The 15877-nt window shown below is 70.5% G+C and carries 17 protein-coding genes; 6 read left to right on the forward strand and 11 right to left on the reverse strand.

All coding sequences use genetic code 11. The annotated features are described in order from the left end of the window. Window positions 1–101: 101 nt before the first annotated feature. Window positions 102–908, reverse strand: coding sequence for a (2Fe-2S)-binding protein (locus VFZ92_RS07055; protein WP_330874973.1), 807 nt, complete (start codon window positions 906–908; stop codon window positions 102–104). A 329-nt stretch (window positions 909–1237) separates the two neighbouring features. On the opposite strand from VFZ92_RS07055, the gene VFZ92_RS07060 reads away from it, so the two are divergent. Further along, window positions 1238–3796: an ATP-dependent Clp protease ATP-binding subunit gene (locus VFZ92_RS07060; protein ID WP_330874974.1), complete on the forward strand. Its 2559-nt coding sequence runs from the start codon at window positions 1238–1240 to the stop codon at window positions 3794–3796. Window positions 3797–3965: 169 nt separating this feature from the next. Then, window positions 3966–4733, forward strand: coding sequence for an SDR family oxidoreductase (locus tag VFZ92_RS07065; RefSeq protein ID WP_330874975.1), 768 nt, complete (start codon window positions 3966–3968; stop codon window positions 4731–4733). Between the two features lie 7 nt (window positions 4734–4740). Here VFZ92_RS07065 and VFZ92_RS07070 read toward each other — a convergent pair whose 3' ends face one another. Further along, window positions 4741–5184, reverse strand: coding sequence for a MarR family winged helix-turn-helix transcriptional regulator (locus VFZ92_RS07070; protein WP_330874976.1), 444 nt, complete (start codon window positions 5182–5184; stop codon window positions 4741–4743). A 100-nt stretch (window positions 5185–5284) separates the two neighbouring features. Here VFZ92_RS07070 and VFZ92_RS07075 point away from each other — a divergent pair, with 100 nt between their 5' ends. Further along, complete coding sequence (locus tag VFZ92_RS07075) at window positions 5285–6268, forward strand: endonuclease/exonuclease/phosphatase family protein (protein ID WP_330874977.1); 984 nt, start codon at window positions 5285–5287, stop codon at window positions 6266–6268. Here the strand turns inward: VFZ92_RS07075 and VFZ92_RS07080 are convergent. The 3 genes from VFZ92_RS07080 to VFZ92_RS07090 are packed head-to-tail and all read right to left on the reverse strand — an operon-like array spanning window position 6240 to window position 8830. Beyond that, complete coding sequence (locus tag VFZ92_RS07080; RefSeq protein WP_330874978.1) at window positions 6240–7040, reverse strand: SIR2 family NAD-dependent protein deacylase; 801 nt, start codon at window positions 7038–7040, stop codon at window positions 6240–6242. The two genes, VFZ92_RS07075 and VFZ92_RS07080, sit on opposite strands and share 29 nt — an antisense overlap. Further along, complete coding sequence (locus VFZ92_RS07085; RefSeq protein ID WP_330874979.1) at window positions 7033–7347, reverse strand: antibiotic biosynthesis monooxygenase; 315 nt, start codon at window positions 7345–7347, stop codon at window positions 7033–7035. The genes VFZ92_RS07080 and VFZ92_RS07085 overlap by 8 nt, the downstream gene beginning before the upstream one ends. 10 nt (window positions 7348–7357) lie before the next feature. Further along, complete coding sequence (locus VFZ92_RS07090; protein WP_330874980.1) at window positions 7358–8830, reverse strand: M1 family metallopeptidase; 1473 nt, start codon at window positions 8828–8830, stop codon at window positions 7358–7360. Window positions 8831–8847: 17 nt separating this feature from the next. On the opposite strand from VFZ92_RS07090, the gene VFZ92_RS07095 reads away from it, so the two are divergent. Beyond that, window positions 8848–9576 carry an alpha/beta hydrolase gene (locus tag VFZ92_RS07095; protein WP_330874981.1) on the forward strand — a complete coding sequence of 243 codons (729 nt, stop codon included), beginning with the start codon at window positions 8848–8850 and terminating at the stop codon, window positions 9574–9576. Here the strand turns inward: VFZ92_RS07095 and VFZ92_RS07100 are convergent. The 4 genes from VFZ92_RS07100 to VFZ92_RS07115 are packed head-to-tail and all read right to left on the reverse strand — an operon-like array spanning window position 9573 to window position 12472. Continuing rightward, complete coding sequence (locus VFZ92_RS07100; RefSeq protein ID WP_330874982.1) at window positions 9573–10079, reverse strand: 2'-5' RNA ligase family protein; 507 nt, start codon at window positions 10077–10079, stop codon at window positions 9573–9575. The two genes, VFZ92_RS07095 and VFZ92_RS07100, sit on opposite strands and share 4 nt — an antisense overlap. Then, the gene (locus VFZ92_RS07105) at window positions 10079–10951 is read right to left on the reverse strand and encodes an A/G-specific adenine glycosylase (RefSeq protein ID WP_330874983.1); all 873 of its coding nucleotides are present in this window, start codon (window positions 10949–10951) and stop codon (window positions 10079–10081) included. The genes VFZ92_RS07100 and VFZ92_RS07105 overlap by 1 nt, the downstream gene beginning before the upstream one ends. After that, window positions 10948–11544: a DUF998 domain-containing protein gene (locus tag VFZ92_RS07110; RefSeq protein ID WP_330874984.1), complete on the reverse strand. Its 597-nt coding sequence runs from the start codon at window positions 11542–11544 to the stop codon at window positions 10948–10950. The genes VFZ92_RS07105 and VFZ92_RS07110 overlap by 4 nt, the downstream gene beginning before the upstream one ends. Window positions 11545–11554: 10 nt before the next feature. Beyond that, a complete protein-coding gene (locus VFZ92_RS07115) occupies window positions 11555–12472 on the reverse strand; it encodes an alpha/beta hydrolase (RefSeq protein ID WP_330874985.1) in 918 nt (305 codons plus the stop codon). A 67-nt stretch (window positions 12473–12539) separates the two neighbouring features. Here VFZ92_RS07115 and VFZ92_RS07120 point away from each other — a divergent pair, with 67 nt between their 5' ends. Continuing rightward, window positions 12540–13085 carry a helix-turn-helix domain-containing protein gene (locus VFZ92_RS07120; protein WP_330874986.1) on the forward strand — a complete coding sequence of 182 codons (546 nt, stop codon included), beginning with the start codon at window positions 12540–12542 and terminating at the stop codon, window positions 13083–13085. Window positions 13086–13381: 296 nt separating this feature from the next. On the opposite strand, the gene VFZ92_RS07125 is transcribed toward VFZ92_RS07120, so the two are convergent. After that, on the reverse strand, window positions 13382–13873 hold the full coding sequence (locus VFZ92_RS07125) for a carbonic anhydrase (RefSeq protein WP_330874987.1): 492 nt from the start codon (window positions 13871–13873) through the stop codon (window positions 13382–13384). Between the two features lie 148 nt (window positions 13874–14021). Between VFZ92_RS07125 and VFZ92_RS07130 the strand changes: the two genes are divergently transcribed. Next, window positions 14022–14678: a BsuPI-related putative proteinase inhibitor gene (locus VFZ92_RS07130; RefSeq protein ID WP_330874988.1), complete on the forward strand. Its 657-nt coding sequence runs from the start codon at window positions 14022–14024 to the stop codon at window positions 14676–14678. Here the strand turns inward: VFZ92_RS07130 and VFZ92_RS07135 are convergent, their stop codons facing one another. Then, window positions 14679–15782, reverse strand: coding sequence for a LacI family DNA-binding transcriptional regulator (locus VFZ92_RS07135; protein WP_330874989.1), 1104 nt, complete (start codon window positions 15780–15782; stop codon window positions 14679–14681). It lies immediately after the preceding gene. Window positions 15783–15877: the final 95 nt, after the last annotated feature.

The following is a 15877-nucleotide window of genomic DNA, read 5'->3' on the forward strand; positions in this document are numbered from 1 at the left end:
AGGCTCCGAACTCCCTGTTCAGGGTCCGGGTCCGTAGGTCTGAAGCCTTGGGGTCGGTTCCGTCTGGCGGGGGCTGGAGGTGTGCGGCCTGAGGGCTGCCTCTAGTGGCAGATTCGGGGGCAGGTGTCGCAGGCTTCCGCGCCCGGCAGGACGTAGGTGAAGCAGCAGCTCTCGCGCTTCCTCGTCCACTCGCCGTCCACCATCCTCAGGGTGGAGGCGCTGGTCAGCGGTTCCAGCCGCTCCGGGAGCAGCATGGCCGCGTCGGCCACGCCCGTCGCCTCGTCGCCGCACATCCGGCCCGCCAGCCAGGCGCCCTTGTCCAGTGCGTCCGTGGCCGCTGCCCAGAGCATTCGGCGGCCCAGGCGCACGGTGGGGGCGTAGGCACCGACGAAGGCCGCGGCGTGGGCGGTGTACCTGGCTCGGAGCACCGCGGCCAAGGCCTGTTCGTCGGCCACCACCGTCGCCGCCGGGTGGTTGCCCGACGGGTCGTCCGGCAGGCACGCGAAGTCGTCCGACAGCAGTGCGATGCCCGCCACGTGCGGGCGGTCGTCGTTCGCGATGCGGAAGGCCAGGTCGGTGGGCTTGAGCGAGGGGACTCGCCTGGCGCTGTGGAAGAGGAGGCCCGCGAGGCCGCCCGCCACGCCGAGGTACCAGCCCATCACGTAGCCGGCCGTGGCGCGGTCCGACGACTCGCCGTACTCGTCCACCAGCCACGCGCCCAGGGTCTTGCGCCACCTGGTGAAGAGCTGCGGGTCTTCCAGCAGGTCGGAGCAGAGCAGCCAGTCGCCCCGGTCCTCCGGCAGGCCGAAGCGGATCTCGACGTCGTCACTTCGGGTTGAGACCCGCGTGATCGACTCGGCAACGGGCGTGGACGCTGGTCGCGTCCGCACGTTCGCCGGTATCGTCATCGGCAAGGCCCTCGCAGTTCGGCTATCGGCTGAGGTTTGCCTAACCTTACCTAGATGATCCGCAGTTGGGCCTCACGAGTGACGCCGGTCACGGGAGGCTCCTCCGAACGGGTGGCTGTTCGCGGTAAGCGGACACCGGGTCCCAAGCGGAATCTGCCTGGCACAACGTGCGTTGTAGCTGGTGTCATAGATCCCCGAGGGCGGCGAGCTGCGCACGGGAACTGAGAGCGATGGCCCCGCCGACTACAGTGGTCGGCACGGTGCCGCGCTCTCCACGGTCTGCCAGTGGTGAGCCCGAGGACCGCCGGCGCAGCAGTCAGGGAGTGCGAATGTTCGAAAGGTTCACCGACCGCGCGAGGCGGGTGGTTGTCCTGGCCCAAGAAGAGGCCCGGATGCTCAACCACAACTACATCGGCACCGAGCACATCCTCCTGGGGTTGATCCACGAGGGTGAAGGTGTCGCCGCCAAGGCGCTGGAGTCGTTGGGGATCGCCCTCGAAGGTGTCCGCCAGCAGGTCGAGGAAATCATCGGCCAGGGCCAGCAGGCCCCGAGCGGTCACATCCCCTTCACCCCACGAGCGAAAAAAGTCCTCGAGCTGTCCCTGCGCGAAGCGCTTCAGCTCGGCCACAACTACATCGGCACCGAGCACATCCTGCTCGGCCTGATCCGCGAGGGCGAAGGCGTCGCGGCGCAGGTCCTGGTGAAGCTCGGCGCCGACCTCAACCGGGTCCGCCAGCAGGTGCTCCAGCTCCTGTCCGGCTACTCCGGTGGCAAGGAGCCGACCGAGTCCAGCGGTCGCGGTGAGGGCACTCCCTCGTCGTCCCTGGTGCTCGACCAGTTCGGGCGCAACCTCACCGCCAGCGCGCGCGAGGGCAAGCTCGACCCGGTCATCGGTCGCTCCAAGGAGATCGAGCGGGTCATGCAGGTGCTGTCCCGCCGCACCAAGAACAACCCGGTGCTCATCGGCGAGCCCGGCGTCGGCAAGACCGCCGTCGTCGAGGGCCTGGCGCAGATGGTCGTCAAGGGCGAGGTGCCCGAGACGCTCAAGGACAAGCAGCTCTACACGCTTGACCTCGGCTCGCTGGTCGCCGGTTCCCGCTACCGCGGTGACTTCGAGGAGCGCCTGAAGAAGGTGCTCAAGGAGATCCGCACCCGCGGCGACATCATCCTGTTCATCGACGAGATCCACACCCTCGTGGGTGCGGGTGCCGCCGAGGGCGCGATCGACGCCGCCAGCATCCTCAAGCCGATGCTGGCCCGCGGTGAGCTCCAGACCATCGGCGCGACCACGCTCGACGAGTACCGCAAGTACGTCGAGAAGGACCCGGCCCTGGAGCGCCGGTTCCAGCCGATCCAGGTCGGCGAGCCGTCGCTGGAGCACACGATCGAGATCCTCAAGGGTCTCCGCGACCGGTACGAGGCGCACCACCGCGTCTCGATCACCGACTCCGCGCTGGTCGCGGCCGCCACGCTGGCCGACCGGTACATCAACGACCGGTTCCTGCCGGACAAGGCGATCGACCTCATCGACGAGGCGGGCGCGCGGATGCGCATCCGCCGGATGACCGCTCCGCCGGACCTGCGCGAGTTCGACGAGAAGATCGCCGACGTCCGCAGGGACAAGGAGTCGGCCATCGACGCGCAGGACTTCGAGCGCGCCGCGAAGCTGCGGGACGCCGAGAAGACCCTGCTGGGTCAGAAGGCCGAGCGCGAGAAGCAGTGGAAGGACGGTGACCTCGACGTCGTCGCCGAGGTCGATGACGAGCAGATCGCCGAAGTGCTGGCGAACTGGACCGGCATCCCCGTCTTCAAGCTCACCGAGGAGGAGACCACCCGTCTGCTCCGCATGGAGGAAGAGCTCCACAAGCGGATCATCGGTCAGGTCGACGCCGTCAAGGCCGTCTCCAAGGCGATCCGCCGCACGCGTGCGGGTCTGAAGGACCCGAAGCGCCCGTCCGGCTCGTTCATCTTCGCCGGCCCGTCCGGTGTGGGTAAGACCGAGCTGTCCAAGGCGCTCGCGCAGTTCCTGTTCGGCGAAGAGGACGCGCTCATCCAGATCGACATGGGTGAGTTCCACGACCGGTACACCGCGTCGCGGCTGTTCGGTGCCCCTCCCGGCTACGTCGGGTACGAAGAGGGCGGCCAGCTCACCGAGAAGGTGCGCCGCAAGCCGTTCTCCGTCGTGCTCTTCGACGAGATCGAGAAGGCGCACCAGGAGATCTACAACACGCTGCTCCAGGTGCTTGAGGACGGGCGTCTGACCGACGGTCAGGGCCGGACGGTGGACTTCAAGAACACCGTCATCATCTTCACGTCCAACCTGGGCACGTCGGACATCTCCAAGGCCGTGGGGCTCGGCTTCACCACCGGCCAGGACGGCGCGTCGAACTACGAGCGCATGAAGAACAAGGTCAACGACGAGCTGAAGAAGCACTTCAGGCCGGAGTTCCTCAACCGCATCGACGACATCATCGTCTTCCACCAGCTCACGCAGGACCAGATCATCGAGATGGTGGACTTGATGATCAACCGCGTCGAGGCGCAGTTGAAGAACAAGGACATGGCGATCGAGCTCACGGACAGGGCCAAGAAGCTCCTGGCCACCCGTGGCTTCGACCCCGTGCTCGGCGCTCGCCCGCTGCGTCGCACGATCCAGCGCGAGATCGAGGACGCCCTGTCGGAGAAGATCCTGTTCGGCGAGCTCACGGCCGGTCAGATCGTCCTCACCGACGTCGAGGGCTGGGACGGCGAAGGCACCCCGGACGACAAGGCGCACTTCGTCTTCCGCGGCGAGCCCAAGCCCAACCGCGTCCCCGACTCCCCGCCGGTCGAGCTGTCCGCGTCCGCGGGCAGTGAGTCCGCCGGTGACGAGGCGGTCGGCGAGTAGTCGCCACCAGCACAGCACCACCGCGAAGCGCCCCCGGTCACGGCCGGGGGCGCTTCGCACGTCCAGGGGGGTGCGTCCAGGGGGGATCACGGCCGGGGACTTCACCGGCCGGGAATATGCGTGCGCACGCATATGTTTTCTGGTCAGAGGTCCGACCAAGGGAGCAGCGATGGGCAGCAGGTTCGAGGGCAAGGTCGTCATCGTCACGGGCGGTGGGTCGGGGATCGGTGCCGCCGCGGCGCTGCGGTTCGCGGCGGAGGGGGCGCGGGTGGTCGTGGCCGGGCGGACCAGGGCGACGCTCGACGCCGTGGCGGCGCGGGCCGGGGAGATCGACACCAGGGTCGTCGACGTGTCCGACGAGGTGGCCGTGACCGAGTTCGTGGAGGAGGTGGCCCGCACCTACGGACGGCTCGACGTGCTGGTCAACAACGCGGGCGCGGCGGGACTGGCCAGCGCGGAGGAGACCACGACGGAGATGTGGCGGCACATCGTCGGCACCAACCTGGACTCGGTGTTCTTCGCCTCGCGGGCCGCCGTGAAGCACCTCAGGGAGACGCGCGGGAACATCGTCAACGTCTCGTCGGTGGCCGGGATCGGCGGGGACTACTCCGCCGTCGCCTACAACGCGGCCAAGGGCGGGGTGTCGAACCTGACCCGTGCGATGGCGCTGGACCACGGCCGGGACGGGGTGCGGGTCAACGCGGTGTGCCCCAGCCTGACCGTGACCGCGATGACGGACGCGTTCCGCGCCACGGCCGGGGTGTCCGAGGCGTTCGCCGCGGCCATCCCGATGGGGCGCGCGGCCGAGGCCGAGGAGGTCGGGGACGTGATCGTGTTCCTGGCGAGCGAGGACGCCCGGTTCGTCACCGGGGTCAACCTGCCGGTCGACGGCGGGCTGACGGCGTCGGACGGGCAGCCGCGGCTGTTCCGGTCGTGACCCCCGCCTACTCGACGATGGCCCGCAGCGTCCGCGTCAGGACCTCGTAGTCGGCCTCGTCGACGTGGTCGAGCACGTTGCGGCGAACGCTGTCGACCTGGTGCGGCCAGGCCGCCTCGATCCTGGTGAGGCCCGCGTCGGTGATCGTGAGCCGGTGGCCGCGGGCGTCGTCGGGGTCCTGGTGGCGGTCGACCTCACCGCGCCGCACGAGGCTGTCGGCCAGCCTGCTGACCCGGCTGGCCGACAGGCCGACGCGGGCCGCCAGCTCGCTGATCCGCAGGCCGTCCGGGCGGGCGTCGCCCAGGTTCGACAGCGCCACGTACTCGGGCGCGGTGATGTTGGCCTTGGTCTGGAGCTCGACGTCGATCACGCGCGGCAGGACGTTCAGGACCCTGGCGAACGCGCGCCACAGGTCCTCTTCGGGCGGGGTGAGGGCGCGCGGGGTGTCCATCCGCCGGATTTTAGCTGCCTGCGCAGGCACACACACCCGCTGACCTGCGCATCCGCCCAATCCCGGCCGGTGAGGACGGCCGCTCGGGCAGACTGGTCCGGTGGTCGACACCGAAGTGCCCAGGCGACGGCGGGTGGGCGGCGGTGCGCTGTCGGCCCTCGTCGTCCTGCTGACCATCGCCTTCCTCGGCGCGGCCGGACTGCGGCTGCTGGGGATCGACGGCACCCGCTACACGGTCGCGACGACCGCCCTGACGCCGTACACGACGGCCGCAGGGGTGCTGCTGGGCTGCTTCGCGCTGCTGCTGCGGCGGTGGGCGGCGGGCACAGTCGTGCTGCTGGTGGCCATCGTGATGGTCGCGGCCGTGGCGCCGAGGGCGTTCCCCGACTCCCGGCCGAACGGGATCGGCACCGAGGTCCGGGTGATGTCGATCAACATGCTGTTCGGCCGGGCCGACGCGGTCGACGTCGTGGCGGCCGTGCGGGACAACCGCGTCGACGTGCTGACCCTCCAGGAGCTGACGACGGAGTCGGTCGGCGCGCTGGACCGGGCCGGGCTCCGCACGGTCCTGCCGCACCGGGTGTTCGAGGACGCGCCGAGCGCGTTCGGGTCCGGGATCGCCTCGCGCTACCCGCTGACCGCCAAGGCGTTGACGCCGCCCGGCACCATGCGGCAGCCCGGCGCGCTCGTCGACCTGCCGGGCAGGCAGGACATCGAGGTCGTCTCCGTGCACGCGACGCCGCCGGTCGTGACCGACGGGCCGGAAGCCTGGCAGCGGGAGCTGGCCGGGCTGCCGAACCGGAACGTCAACGGCCCGCCGCGCGTCCTCGCGGGCGACTTCAACGCGACCCTCGACCACGTCGGCCTGCGCAGGCTCCTCGCCAACGGCTACGTGGACGCGGCCGACGAGGTCGGCGCGGGGTTGGAGCCGACGTGGCCCTCGGGCGCGTTCTGGCCGCCGCCGGTGACCATCGACCACGTGCTGGTCGACAGCCGCTGCCCGGTCGACACCTACGGCGTGCTGACCATCTCCGGCACCGACCACCGAGCGGTGGTCACGAAGTTCGTCGTGCCAACTCCGTGAGCGCCTCCACGGCACCCATCGGCAGCGACACCCCGCGCCCGTGCCGCACCTCGGGTTCGCGCGGGTTGATCCGGATGAGCGCCCCGGTGGCCGCGCTCGCCAGCTCGGCCTGCCGCCGCACGGTCGGGACGGCGCTCCCCGCACCGATCTCCACGACCACCAGCGACTTCCCGGTCAGCCCCCGGCGCCACGTCGTCAGCTCGTCCAGCGCCGCCTGGCTCCGGTCGCCGATCCAGTCGTGGTCGCCGAACATCAGGATGTTCGGCCGGGCCAGCCCGCCGCAGTTGCGGCAGGTCGGCAACGGGTCGAGGGCGCGCATGGTCTCCGGGTCGACCGCCACGGACAGGTCGGCGGCGGACCAGACGTCGTCCGTGCACGGCTCCACGCACTGGAGGTGGTGGATCGACCCGTGCACCTCGGCGACGTGGGCGTACCCGGCCCGCTGGAACTGCCCGTCCACGTTGGAGGTGAACACCCGCTGCTCGGCACCCCACCGGCGCAGCAGCTCGAACCCGGTGTGCGGCACGGTGTCGCGGTAGAGGTGCATCCGGTGCCCGTAGAAGCCCCAGGCCAGGGCCGGGTCGTCGACGAAGTGCGCGGGGTCGGCCAGTCCGACGAAGCTCAGGCCGAGCCGCTCGTACGGCGGGTAGGCCTGCCAGAACCCCCGGTCGCCCCGGAAGTCCGGCAGACCGGAGTCGACGCCCATGCCCGCGCCGGCGCAGACGAGGACCGCGTCGGCACGGGCGAGCAGCTCGGCGGCTCGGTCAAGCATCCTTCGTCGGCGTGGAGCCGAGGACGACCTCGAACTCGAGCAGGTCGGCGCCGCTGGCCACCGGCTTCGCGCGCTCGCCCGCGTGGGCCTCGCGGGCGCCGCCGTTCTTCCAGTTCTCGAAGTCCTCGTCCGTCTCCCACTTGGTGTAGACGAAGTACCGGTCGTCACCCGCGACGGGCCGGAGGAGCTCGAACCCGAGGAAGCCGGGGGAGGAGTCCACCGAGCCCAGCCGGGCGGCGAACCGCTTCTCCAGCTCGGGGCCCGCGCCCTCGGGAACCTTGATCGCGTTGATCTTCACGACTGCCATGGTTCCCAGCCTATCGGCGCAACGCGCCCGGCATCAGGTACTCGTCGGAGGGACGCTGGTCACCCCGGAACCAGGCCTCGAAGAACCCGGCGAGGTCCTGCCCGGCGATCTTCTCCACGTGCTCCTCGAACTCCGGCCACGACGCGTTCCCGTCCTTGTGCTGGGACGTCCAGCCCTTGAGGACCTGGTCGAACGCCGGGTCGCCGATCTGCCTGCGCAGCGCGTGCAGCGCCAGGACGCCCTTGTCGTACACGCCGCGGAACTCGTTGCCCCGCCCCATGTCGTAGAGCTTGCGGGACCAGTACGTGGTGCTGTCCCGGCGCTTCTCGACCTCGGCGCGGAAGCGGTCGTCGAGGTTCGCGCCCTCCTTGGCCTCGGCCCACATCCACTGCGAGTAGCTGGCGAAGCACTCGTTCAGGCAGATGTCCGCCCAGTTCTCCAACGACACCGAGTCGCCGAACCACTGGTGCGCGTTCTCGTGCACCACGGTCTCCAGGTCGGCCCACTGCGCGTAGATCGGCCGCGTCTGCGTCTCCAGCGAGAACCCGATGTTGTCGGCCAGGTAGATGCCGCCCGCCTCGTCGAACGGGTACGGCCCGAACTTCTCCGACAGGAACGCGAGGATCTCCGGCAGCCGGTTCTGCTGCGCCCGCTTGCCCTCCGCGCCGGGCGCGTAGGCGTTCACGACCTCCGTGCCGTCGGGCAGTTGCGACCGGTCGACCTGCCACCGGTCGATCGCCACGGTCGCGAGGTACGTCGCCAGCGGCGTGTCCTCGGTCCACCGGAACGTCGTCCAGCCGTCCGCGGTCGACGAGGCGTCCTCGCGGCCGTTGGCGATGACCGACCAGCCGTTGGGCACCCGTGCCGCGAGCGTGAACCTCGCCTTGTCCCTGGGGGTGTCGTTCGCCGGGAACCACGACGTCGCGGAGTGCGGCTCGCCCGCGGCGAACGCCCCGCCGGAGGACGAGATCTGCCACCCGCTGGTGCCGAGCGCCTTGTCGTCGAACGTCCGCGGCTCACCGCCGTAGGTCACGACCACGGTGAACGGCTGGTTCGCGGGCAGCGGCGAGGCGGGCGTGATCACCAGCTCGTGCTCGCCCTCCTGCGCGAACTTCGCGGCCTGGTCCCCCACCCGCACGTCGCTGACCGTCAACTCGTGCAGGTCCAGGTTGAACCGGTCGAGGTCGGCGGTGGCCTTCGCGGTGATCGTGGCCTCGCCGTCCAGCCGCTTCGTCGCCGGGTCGTAGCTGATGGCGATGTCGTACCGGTCCACGTCGTAGCCCGTGTTGCCGTCCGTCGCGTAGTACGGGTCACCGGCGCCGTCACCGCCCGCGCCGGGAGGACCGGGCGGGGGCGCCGACGTCGAGGACGTCCCCGTGGACCGGTCGGTCCCCTCCGGGATCCTGGCGACCACCACACCGACGACCACCAGTACGAGCGCGACGATCAGCAGGTACGGGCGCGCCTTGGAGCTGATAGCCATGCCGCAATGATGCACGCATGGGCACCATCGAGTTCGGCGGATCCGGTCGAGGGATCCTCCTCCTGCACGGTCTGATGAGCCGCGCCACCACGTGGTGGACGGTCGCGCGGTGGCTCACCCGCTACGGCCGGGTGGTCGCGGTCGACGCCCGCGGGCACGGGCGCGACGCGCGCGGCGGCCCTTGGCGCACCGAGGACTTCGTCGCCGACGCGGCGGAAGCCGTGGTCGGACTGGGGCTCGGACCCGCCGTCGTGATCGGCCACTCGATGGGCGGCCTGCACGCGCTCGGGCTGGCCGCCACCCACCCGGACCTGGTGAGCTCGATCGTCGTGGAGGACGTCGTGCCGGACAACACCGGCAAGTCCGTCGACGACTGGAAGTGGTACTTCGACGCCTGGCCCGTCCCGTTCCGCTCGCTGGCGCACGTGCGGTCGGTGATCGACGTGCCGAGGGTGGAGGAGTTCTTCGAGGAGCGCGACGACGGCTACCACCTGCTGGCGCGCATCGAGGACCTGTACGAGATCGCCGCGGAGTGGGGCGTCCGCGACTACTGGCACTACGTCGACGCGGTCCGCTGCCCCCTGCTGGCGATCGAGGCGGGCAGGGGCGGGATGCGGCCCGGCCAGATGGCCGAGATGGCCCGCCGGACCGGTGGCAGGCACCTGCTCGTGCCCGAGTCGGGGCACGTCGTCCACGACGAGGCCCCGGAGGTGTTCCGCGGCGCCGTGGAGGCGTTCCTGAGCTAACCCAGGTCGTCGACCTCGCCGGTCGCCGAGTCGACCACGCACACCCGCCCGACCTTCGCCCTGATCGGCCGCACCGGGTGCAGCGCCGCGAAACCGGCCACCATCTGCTCGTCGGTCAGGCCCACCGCGAGCGTGCAGTGCGGCACCCAGTGGCCCGGCAGGTGGTACGCCGACGGGTGCTTCACCTTGCGCGCCAGCACGTCGTGGACCGCCGAGTGCACCGCCAGCAGTTCGGCGTCCACGACGGCGGCCAGCATCAGCACGTTCTCGCTGGTGGCGAACGACGACAGGTTCTCCAGCGCCATGCCGGGCAGCCAGAGCCTGCCCAGCTCCTCCCGCAGGGCGGCCCGCGCCCTGGTCGGGATCGACCCCGCCAGCGCGTAGGTGAGGTGCGGGGGGAACTTCTCGTCGGTCGGCACGCCGACCTCCCGCAGCCGCCGCCACAGCGCCCGCACGGCCGCGTCGGCCTCGTCGTCGAAGAGGACGACGACCGCCTGCGCCATCAGCGGTGCTCGCCGGGGAGCGCGAACAGGCCGCTCGCGGTCTGCTCGACCAGCCCGTCGACCAGCAGCGAGTGCAGGCACTTGTCCCGCTGCCCCGCGTCCGACCACACGACGTCGAGCTTCGCCTTCGGCACGGCTTCGCTGGTGCCGCGCAGCACGTCCAGCAGCAGCCCGCGCACCTGCCGGTCCGTGCCCGCGAACTTCTGCGCCACCTTCACCGGTCCCGCGTACGCCGGGCGGCCCGCGATCTGCCACGCGCACTCGCCGAACACCGGGCAGTCGGCGCACTTCGGCGCGCGCGCCGTGCAGATCAACGCCCCGAGTTCCATCAGCGCGGCCGAGTAGACGGCAGCCCGCTCGTCGGGCAGCAGCGCGTCGACGTCCGCGAGGTCCCGCGTCGTCGACGGCGGACCGGCGTCCGCGGCCCCGTGCACCGCCCGCGCGACGACCCGCCGCACGTTCGTGTCCACCACCGGAACCTTCTGCCCGTAGGCGAAGGCCGCCACCGCCCGCGCCGTGTAGGCGCCGATGCCCGGCAGCCCCAACAGGGTGTCCACATCGGACGGAACGACGTCGTCGTGCTCGGCCGCGATCACCGCCGCGGCGGCGTGCAACCGCAGCGCCCGCCGGGGGTAGCCGAGCTTCCCCCACGCCCGCACGACCTCGCCCTGCGACGCGGCGGCCATCGTGGACGGCAGCGGCCACCGCTCCAACCACTCGCGCCAGATCGGCTCCACCCGCGCCACGGGCGTCTGCTGCAACATGATCTCGCTGACCAGCACGCCCCACGCCGTGCACTCCGGCCGCCGCCAGGGCAGGTCGCGGGCGGTGTCGGCGAACCAGTCGAGGACCAACTCCGTATCCAGGCTCATAACGCCGCCGATTCTCCCAGGCGGCGCCCGGCCCGCTCCCGCCGGTGGGCCAGGAGCAGGACGACGCCGAAGGCGATCTCCCACAGCGTGATCGAGTAGACGCTGCCGCGCTCCCACAGCCCGTGGAACTCGCTCCGGCTGATGAACAGCGCGCTCACCAGCCCCAGCGCCGGCGGAAGGGCCAACCAGCGGACGTGCGACGCGGTGATCGCGGCCAGGTTGCCGCCCACGATCGCCAACACCGCGCCGACCACGTGGAGCACCGAGCCAGAGGAACTGGGGAATCCCGCGACCAGGACGTTGCCGACGGCGTGGCAGGCGGTGAAGACGACCAGCAGGTGACGCCGCGCTCCACCGGCCCGCCTCGCGACCACGAGCCCCACGACCAGGAACCCGAGGCCCTGGAGCACGAACGCCGCGTTCATCACCACCGCGAGCGGCGAACCGGAGGCGCCGAGGTCGCTGATGTAGTCGACGGGGTAGCGGTACGGGGGACCGGTCCACGCGGACGCCGCGACCGCTTCGAGCACGGGGTACTGCACGCCGGTCACCAGCGCGACCAGCCCGACCCACCACGACCGACCGGAGTTCACGGCCCCAGCGTCAGCGATGGGGGGACGCCTCGTCCAATCGGTGCGCGAGCCACCCCGCCACCCGCGCGAGCAGGTCGGCGTCCACGGGACCGCGCAGCAACCGGGGGTAGGAGCGCACCGACGGCACCCCGTGGTCGAGGCGCAGCAGGTGCGTGAGGTCCGGAACCCGGTGGACCTCGACGTCGCCGGGCACCAGGTCGCGGATCACGTCCAGATCGGCCGCGTCCACCTGCACGTCCTTCTCACCCGTGACCGCCAGCACGGGAACCCGAACGGCCGCCAGTGCGGAACGCGGGTCGTGGACCAGCATCTCCCGCATCCACCGCGCGTTCAGCCGCATCCCGAACACCCGCACCACGTCCGCACCGCTCGCCTCGACCCGCGCCACCTGCCGCCCGACCAGCGCCCGCGCCACAGGCCGCAACGGCGCGGGAAGCCCACCGGCGACCTTCTCCGCCTGCCACCGCAGAGCGTCCTCACCCCGACGCGCGAAGCCCGCCAACAACACCACCGCCGCGACCCCGGGCAACCCGCCGAGCGACATGGCGTGCACGGCACCCTCGCTGTGCCCCACCACGCCCACGGCACCGGTCCGGACATCACTCCGCGCGGCCAGGGCCCGCAACGCGGCCTCGGCGTCACGCCGGTTGTCGTCGAACCCCACCGACCGCCAGTCACCGGGCGTACCACCGACCCCGCGCCGGTCGTACCGCAGCGTGGCGACCCCGACCCGCGCCAGCGCGGCGGCCAACGACGACCCGAGCCCGAGGCGCACCCTGCCCGCGTTGCCCTCGCGATCGAGCCGCCCGGACCCGTGCAACAGCAGAACGGCGGGGTGCGGCCCCTCACCGGCGGGCAGGGTCAACGTCCCGGCCAGCACCACACCGTCATCAGCGGCGAGAGACACCTCGACGTCCCGCACACCCATCTCCCATCACTCCCAGCACAAATATTCTCAACTATGAGAACGTTATCGCACATGAGAACATTGGTCCATGGCCACAGCGGACCTCCTCCTGCACCCGGTGCGCATGCGCATCCTGCAAGCCCTCTACGACGCCGACCCGCTCACCACCGCACAACTGCGGGAGCGCCTGCCCGACATCGCGCCGGCCACCATGTACCGCCACGTCGCCACGCTGGCGGAAGGCGGAGTGCTGGAGGTCGTGGACGAGAAGCGGGTGCGCGGCACGATCGAACGCAGCTACCGCGTGCGCAAGGAAGAAGCACTGGTGGACCCGGCGGCAAGGGCGACCATGACCAGTGAAGACCACCGCCGCGCGTTCACGGCCTTCACGGCATCACTGCTGGGCGACTTCGACCGCTACCTGAAGAACGAGGGCGCGGTCTCGACCGCGGACGGAGTCGTCTACCGCCAAGCAGCAGTGTGGCTAACAGAAGAAGAATTCAAAAAAATGATCGAAGAAATCGAAAAAACAGTAACAAAACAAACGTCCGAACAAAAGGTTGCAAGAACCCGCCACATCATCAGCCTGGTCTCGATACCAGACCCAACGAACAGGGAGCCACGCCTTCCCTAGAGCAGTGGCCGATTTTACTCGGGGGATTTGCCCCTTGCCCTGGTGGATCGGGCAGGCCACCGCCCCTGCCCGCAAGCCCGATCAAGGGGCGAATCGAGGGGTCCCCGAGTCAAATCGGCCACCACCGCTGGGACCGGGGCAGCTACCCAATGCGCTGCAACCGGCACCTACCCGATCCGACGGAACCGGCGGCTATCCAATGCGCCGGGGCCAGCGGTTACCCCATGCACTGGAACCGGCGGTTACCGGACGCACCGGGACCAGCAGCTACTCAGGACCTCGCCGCAACCAGACCCCTAGATCACCTCGGTCAAAGCTCCGGTCCGCACGTCGTAGACAAACCCCCGCACACCATCCTTGAACGGCAAGAACGCACTGTGCCGAAGCCGGTTCATAGACCCCCGCACACTGTCCTTCACCTCCCGGAAAGCCTCTACCGCCCACGTCGGCCGCATTCCGGAATCCGATTCCAGTTCGTCCTTGAACCCGTCCTCGGTGACCAGTTCCAACCCGCAGTTGGTGTGGTGCACCAACAGCACCTCCCTGGTCCCCAACTTCCGCTGCGACAGCGCCAGCGACCGGATCATGTCGTCGGTGACCACGCCGCCCGCGTTGCGCAGCACGTGCGCCTCGCCCTGCTTCAGGCCGAAGATCTCGAAGACCCGGATGCGCGAGTCCATGCAGGTCAGGATCGCCACCTGCATCGAGGGTTTGGGTGTGGAGCGGTCGCCTGGCACGACGTTGCCCAACTCGTCGTTGCGGCGCAGCAACTCGTCGATCGCGGTCACGGCACACCTCCCTGTCCTGGACTGTTCCTGTCCATTGCAACCGTTCCTGCTCCGGGTGCCAAGAGCTTTCGGTGAACGTCACCTTTCACCGCATCGGGTTACTCCAGCGTCCCGCTCGCGGCACGCCCGCCCGGTTACCGTCTGTTCCGTGATCGAGCCCACAGGGCCACGGCCTGCCACGGTGTACCGGCGTCGTCGAGCGATAGCGCTCGGCGCGGCCCTCGTCGCCCTGCTCCTCACGATCTGGCTGGTCGCGAGCCTCGTGGGGCGTTCCGACCCGCAGCCGGAGCTCCAGGCCGTGACGTCGACGCCACCGTCAACGCCGCCGTCGACGGCGGCGTCCAGCAGTTCCAGCACGACCCCTCCGCCGCCACCGCCCGTGGTGGCGTCGCCGACCCCGCCGCCCGGCCCACCCGCCCCGTGCGACGACGCGGCGATCAACGTCGTCGCGGAGGTCGGCAAGCCGAGCTACGAGGTCGGCCAGCAGCCCGAGTTCAAGATCCAGATCGTGAACGTCGGCCAGCTGCCGTGCACGAAGGACATCGGCCGTTCCCTCCGCGAACTGGTCGTGACCAGCGCGGACGGTTCGACGCAGCTGTGGTCGAGCAACCACTGCTTCGCGACCGAGGGCAGCGAGGTGCGGGTGATGCAGCCGAACGAGCAGTTCACCTACGGCCTGACCTGGGCGGGCAGCACCTCGGACGAGGGCTGCCGCACCCACAGCCGGGTCGGGCCGGGCGACTACCTGCTGACCGCGAAGGTCGCGGGCAAGGCGGGCAACCCCGTGGTGTTCAGGCTGAGCTGATCACGGACCGAACCAGCGCTCCTCGGTGATCGTCCGGGGAGCCGCGGCGGTCGTGCCGACGATGAGTTCGGTGCTGAGGTTCACCGACCGGGGCCGGGTGCGCTCACCGACGTCGAGCAGGAGCTTGCCCGCGGCGCGCCCCTTCTCCAGCACCGGCTGGCGCACCGTGGTGAGGCCCGCGCGCTCGGCCTCCTGGATGCCGTCGAACCCGGTGATCGTCAGGTCCTCCGGCACGCGCAGCCCGCGGCGCTTGGCCTCGTTCATCGCGCCCAGCGCCAGGATGTCCGAGGTGCAGATCAGCGCCGTGATGGTCGGGTCGCGGTCGAGCACCTGGGCCGCGGCGGCCTCGCCGGACGCCGTGTTGTGGTCGAACCGCTCGACGACCGGCACCTGCGACCAGTCGACGCCCGCTTCGCTGAACGCCATCGCGAGGCCCGCGAGGCGGGCGCGCTGGACGTGGAAGTGGGCCGCGTGCTGCCGGTCGACGGACACGTAGCCGTCGTTGCGGTCGCGCGCCAGGCGCATGCAGACGACGCCGACGCGCCGGTGGCCCATCGCGATCAGGTGCTGCGCCAGCTCGTTCATCGCGGACCGGTCGTCGATGCCGACCCGGTCGACGTTGCCGATGTCCGGCTGGTCGCAGACGACGGTCGGCACCGGCCGTTCGAGGACGGCCGCCAGGTGGGGGTCGTCGTCCGGCACGGAGTAGACGACGAAGCCGTCCACGCCCGCGCGGTGCACCGCCGCCACGTCCTCGCGCTCCGGGCTCGCCGGGATCAGCATCAGCCCGGTCCCCGCGTCCTCGCACGCCAGCGCGAGGCCCTCCAGGAAACCGAGCGCCGCCGGGTCGCGGAACGCGTAGGACAGGTTCTCGGTGAGCAGCAGCCCGACCGCGCCCGCTTTTCGGGTCCGGAGTGACCGGGCCACGGGGTCCGGGCCCGGATATCCGAGCCGCCTTGCTGTCTCCAACACCCGTCGACGCAGCTCTGGCGAGAGCTGGTCGGGCCGGTTGTACGCGTTGGACACCGTTGTCCGGGAAACGCCCAGCTCAGCGGCCAAGGAGGCCAGCGTCGCAGGACGTCGCACATGCATCGACCGCGCCATGGAGTGACCGTAACGGTTCAGAACCAATTACTGAAGCAAGTCGGGACGCGCGTCACGAGGTTACTGCGTATGCGCAGGTCGGACCGTCTTGCGTT

The organism is Umezawaea sp. (genome assembly GCF_036375055.1).
Lineage (GTDB): Bacteria > Actinomycetota > Actinomycetes > Mycobacteriales > Pseudonocardiaceae > Umezawaea.

Excerpts from the sequence above, each read along its gene's own strand:
- VFZ92_RS07090 (WP_330874980.1), bottom strand. The coding sequence starts at position 8,830 with ATGGCTATCAGCTCCAAGGCGCGCCCGTACCTGCTGATCGTCGCGCTC.
- VFZ92_RS07100 (WP_330874982.1), bottom strand. The coding sequence starts at position 10,079 with ATGGCGCAGGCGGTCGTCGTCCTCTTCGACGACGAGGCCGACGCGGCC.
- VFZ92_RS07055 (WP_330874973.1), bottom strand. The coding sequence starts at position 908 with ATGACGATACCGGCGAACGTGCGGACGCGACCAGCGTCCACGCCCGTT.
- VFZ92_RS07085 (WP_330874979.1), bottom strand. The coding sequence starts at position 7,347 with ATGGCAGTCGTGAAGATCAACGCGATCAAGGTTCCCGAGGGCGCGGGC.
- VFZ92_RS07060 (WP_330874974.1), top strand. The coding sequence starts at position 1,238 with ATGTTCGAAAGGTTCACCGACCGCGCGAGGCGGGTGGTTGTCCTGGCC.
- VFZ92_RS07080 (WP_330874978.1), bottom strand. The coding sequence starts at position 7,040 with ATGCTTGACCGAGCCGCCGAGCTGCTCGCCCGTGCCGACGCGGTCCTC.
- VFZ92_RS07070 (WP_330874976.1), bottom strand. The coding sequence starts at position 5,184 with ATGGACACCCCGCGCGCCCTCACCCCGCCCGAAGAGGACCTGTGGCGC.
- VFZ92_RS07065 (WP_330874975.1), top strand. The coding sequence starts at position 3,966 with ATGGGCAGCAGGTTCGAGGGCAAGGTCGTCATCGTCACGGGCGGTGGG.
- VFZ92_RS07135 (WP_330874989.1), bottom strand. The coding sequence starts at position 15,782 with ATGGCGCGGTCGATGCATGTGCGACGTCCTGCGACGCTGGCCTCCTTG.
- VFZ92_RS07105 (WP_330874983.1), bottom strand. The coding sequence starts at position 10,951 with ATGAGCCTGGATACGGAGTTGGTCCTCGACTGGTTCGCCGACACCGCC.
- VFZ92_RS07120 (WP_330874986.1), top strand. The coding sequence starts at position 12,540 with ATGGCCACAGCGGACCTCCTCCTGCACCCGGTGCGCATGCGCATCCTG.
- VFZ92_RS07115 (WP_330874985.1), bottom strand. The coding sequence starts at position 12,472 with ATGGGTGTGCGGGACGTCGAGGTGTCTCTCGCCGCTGATGACGGTGTG.
- VFZ92_RS07095 (WP_330874981.1), top strand. The coding sequence starts at position 8,848 with ATGGGCACCATCGAGTTCGGCGGATCCGGTCGAGGGATCCTCCTCCTG.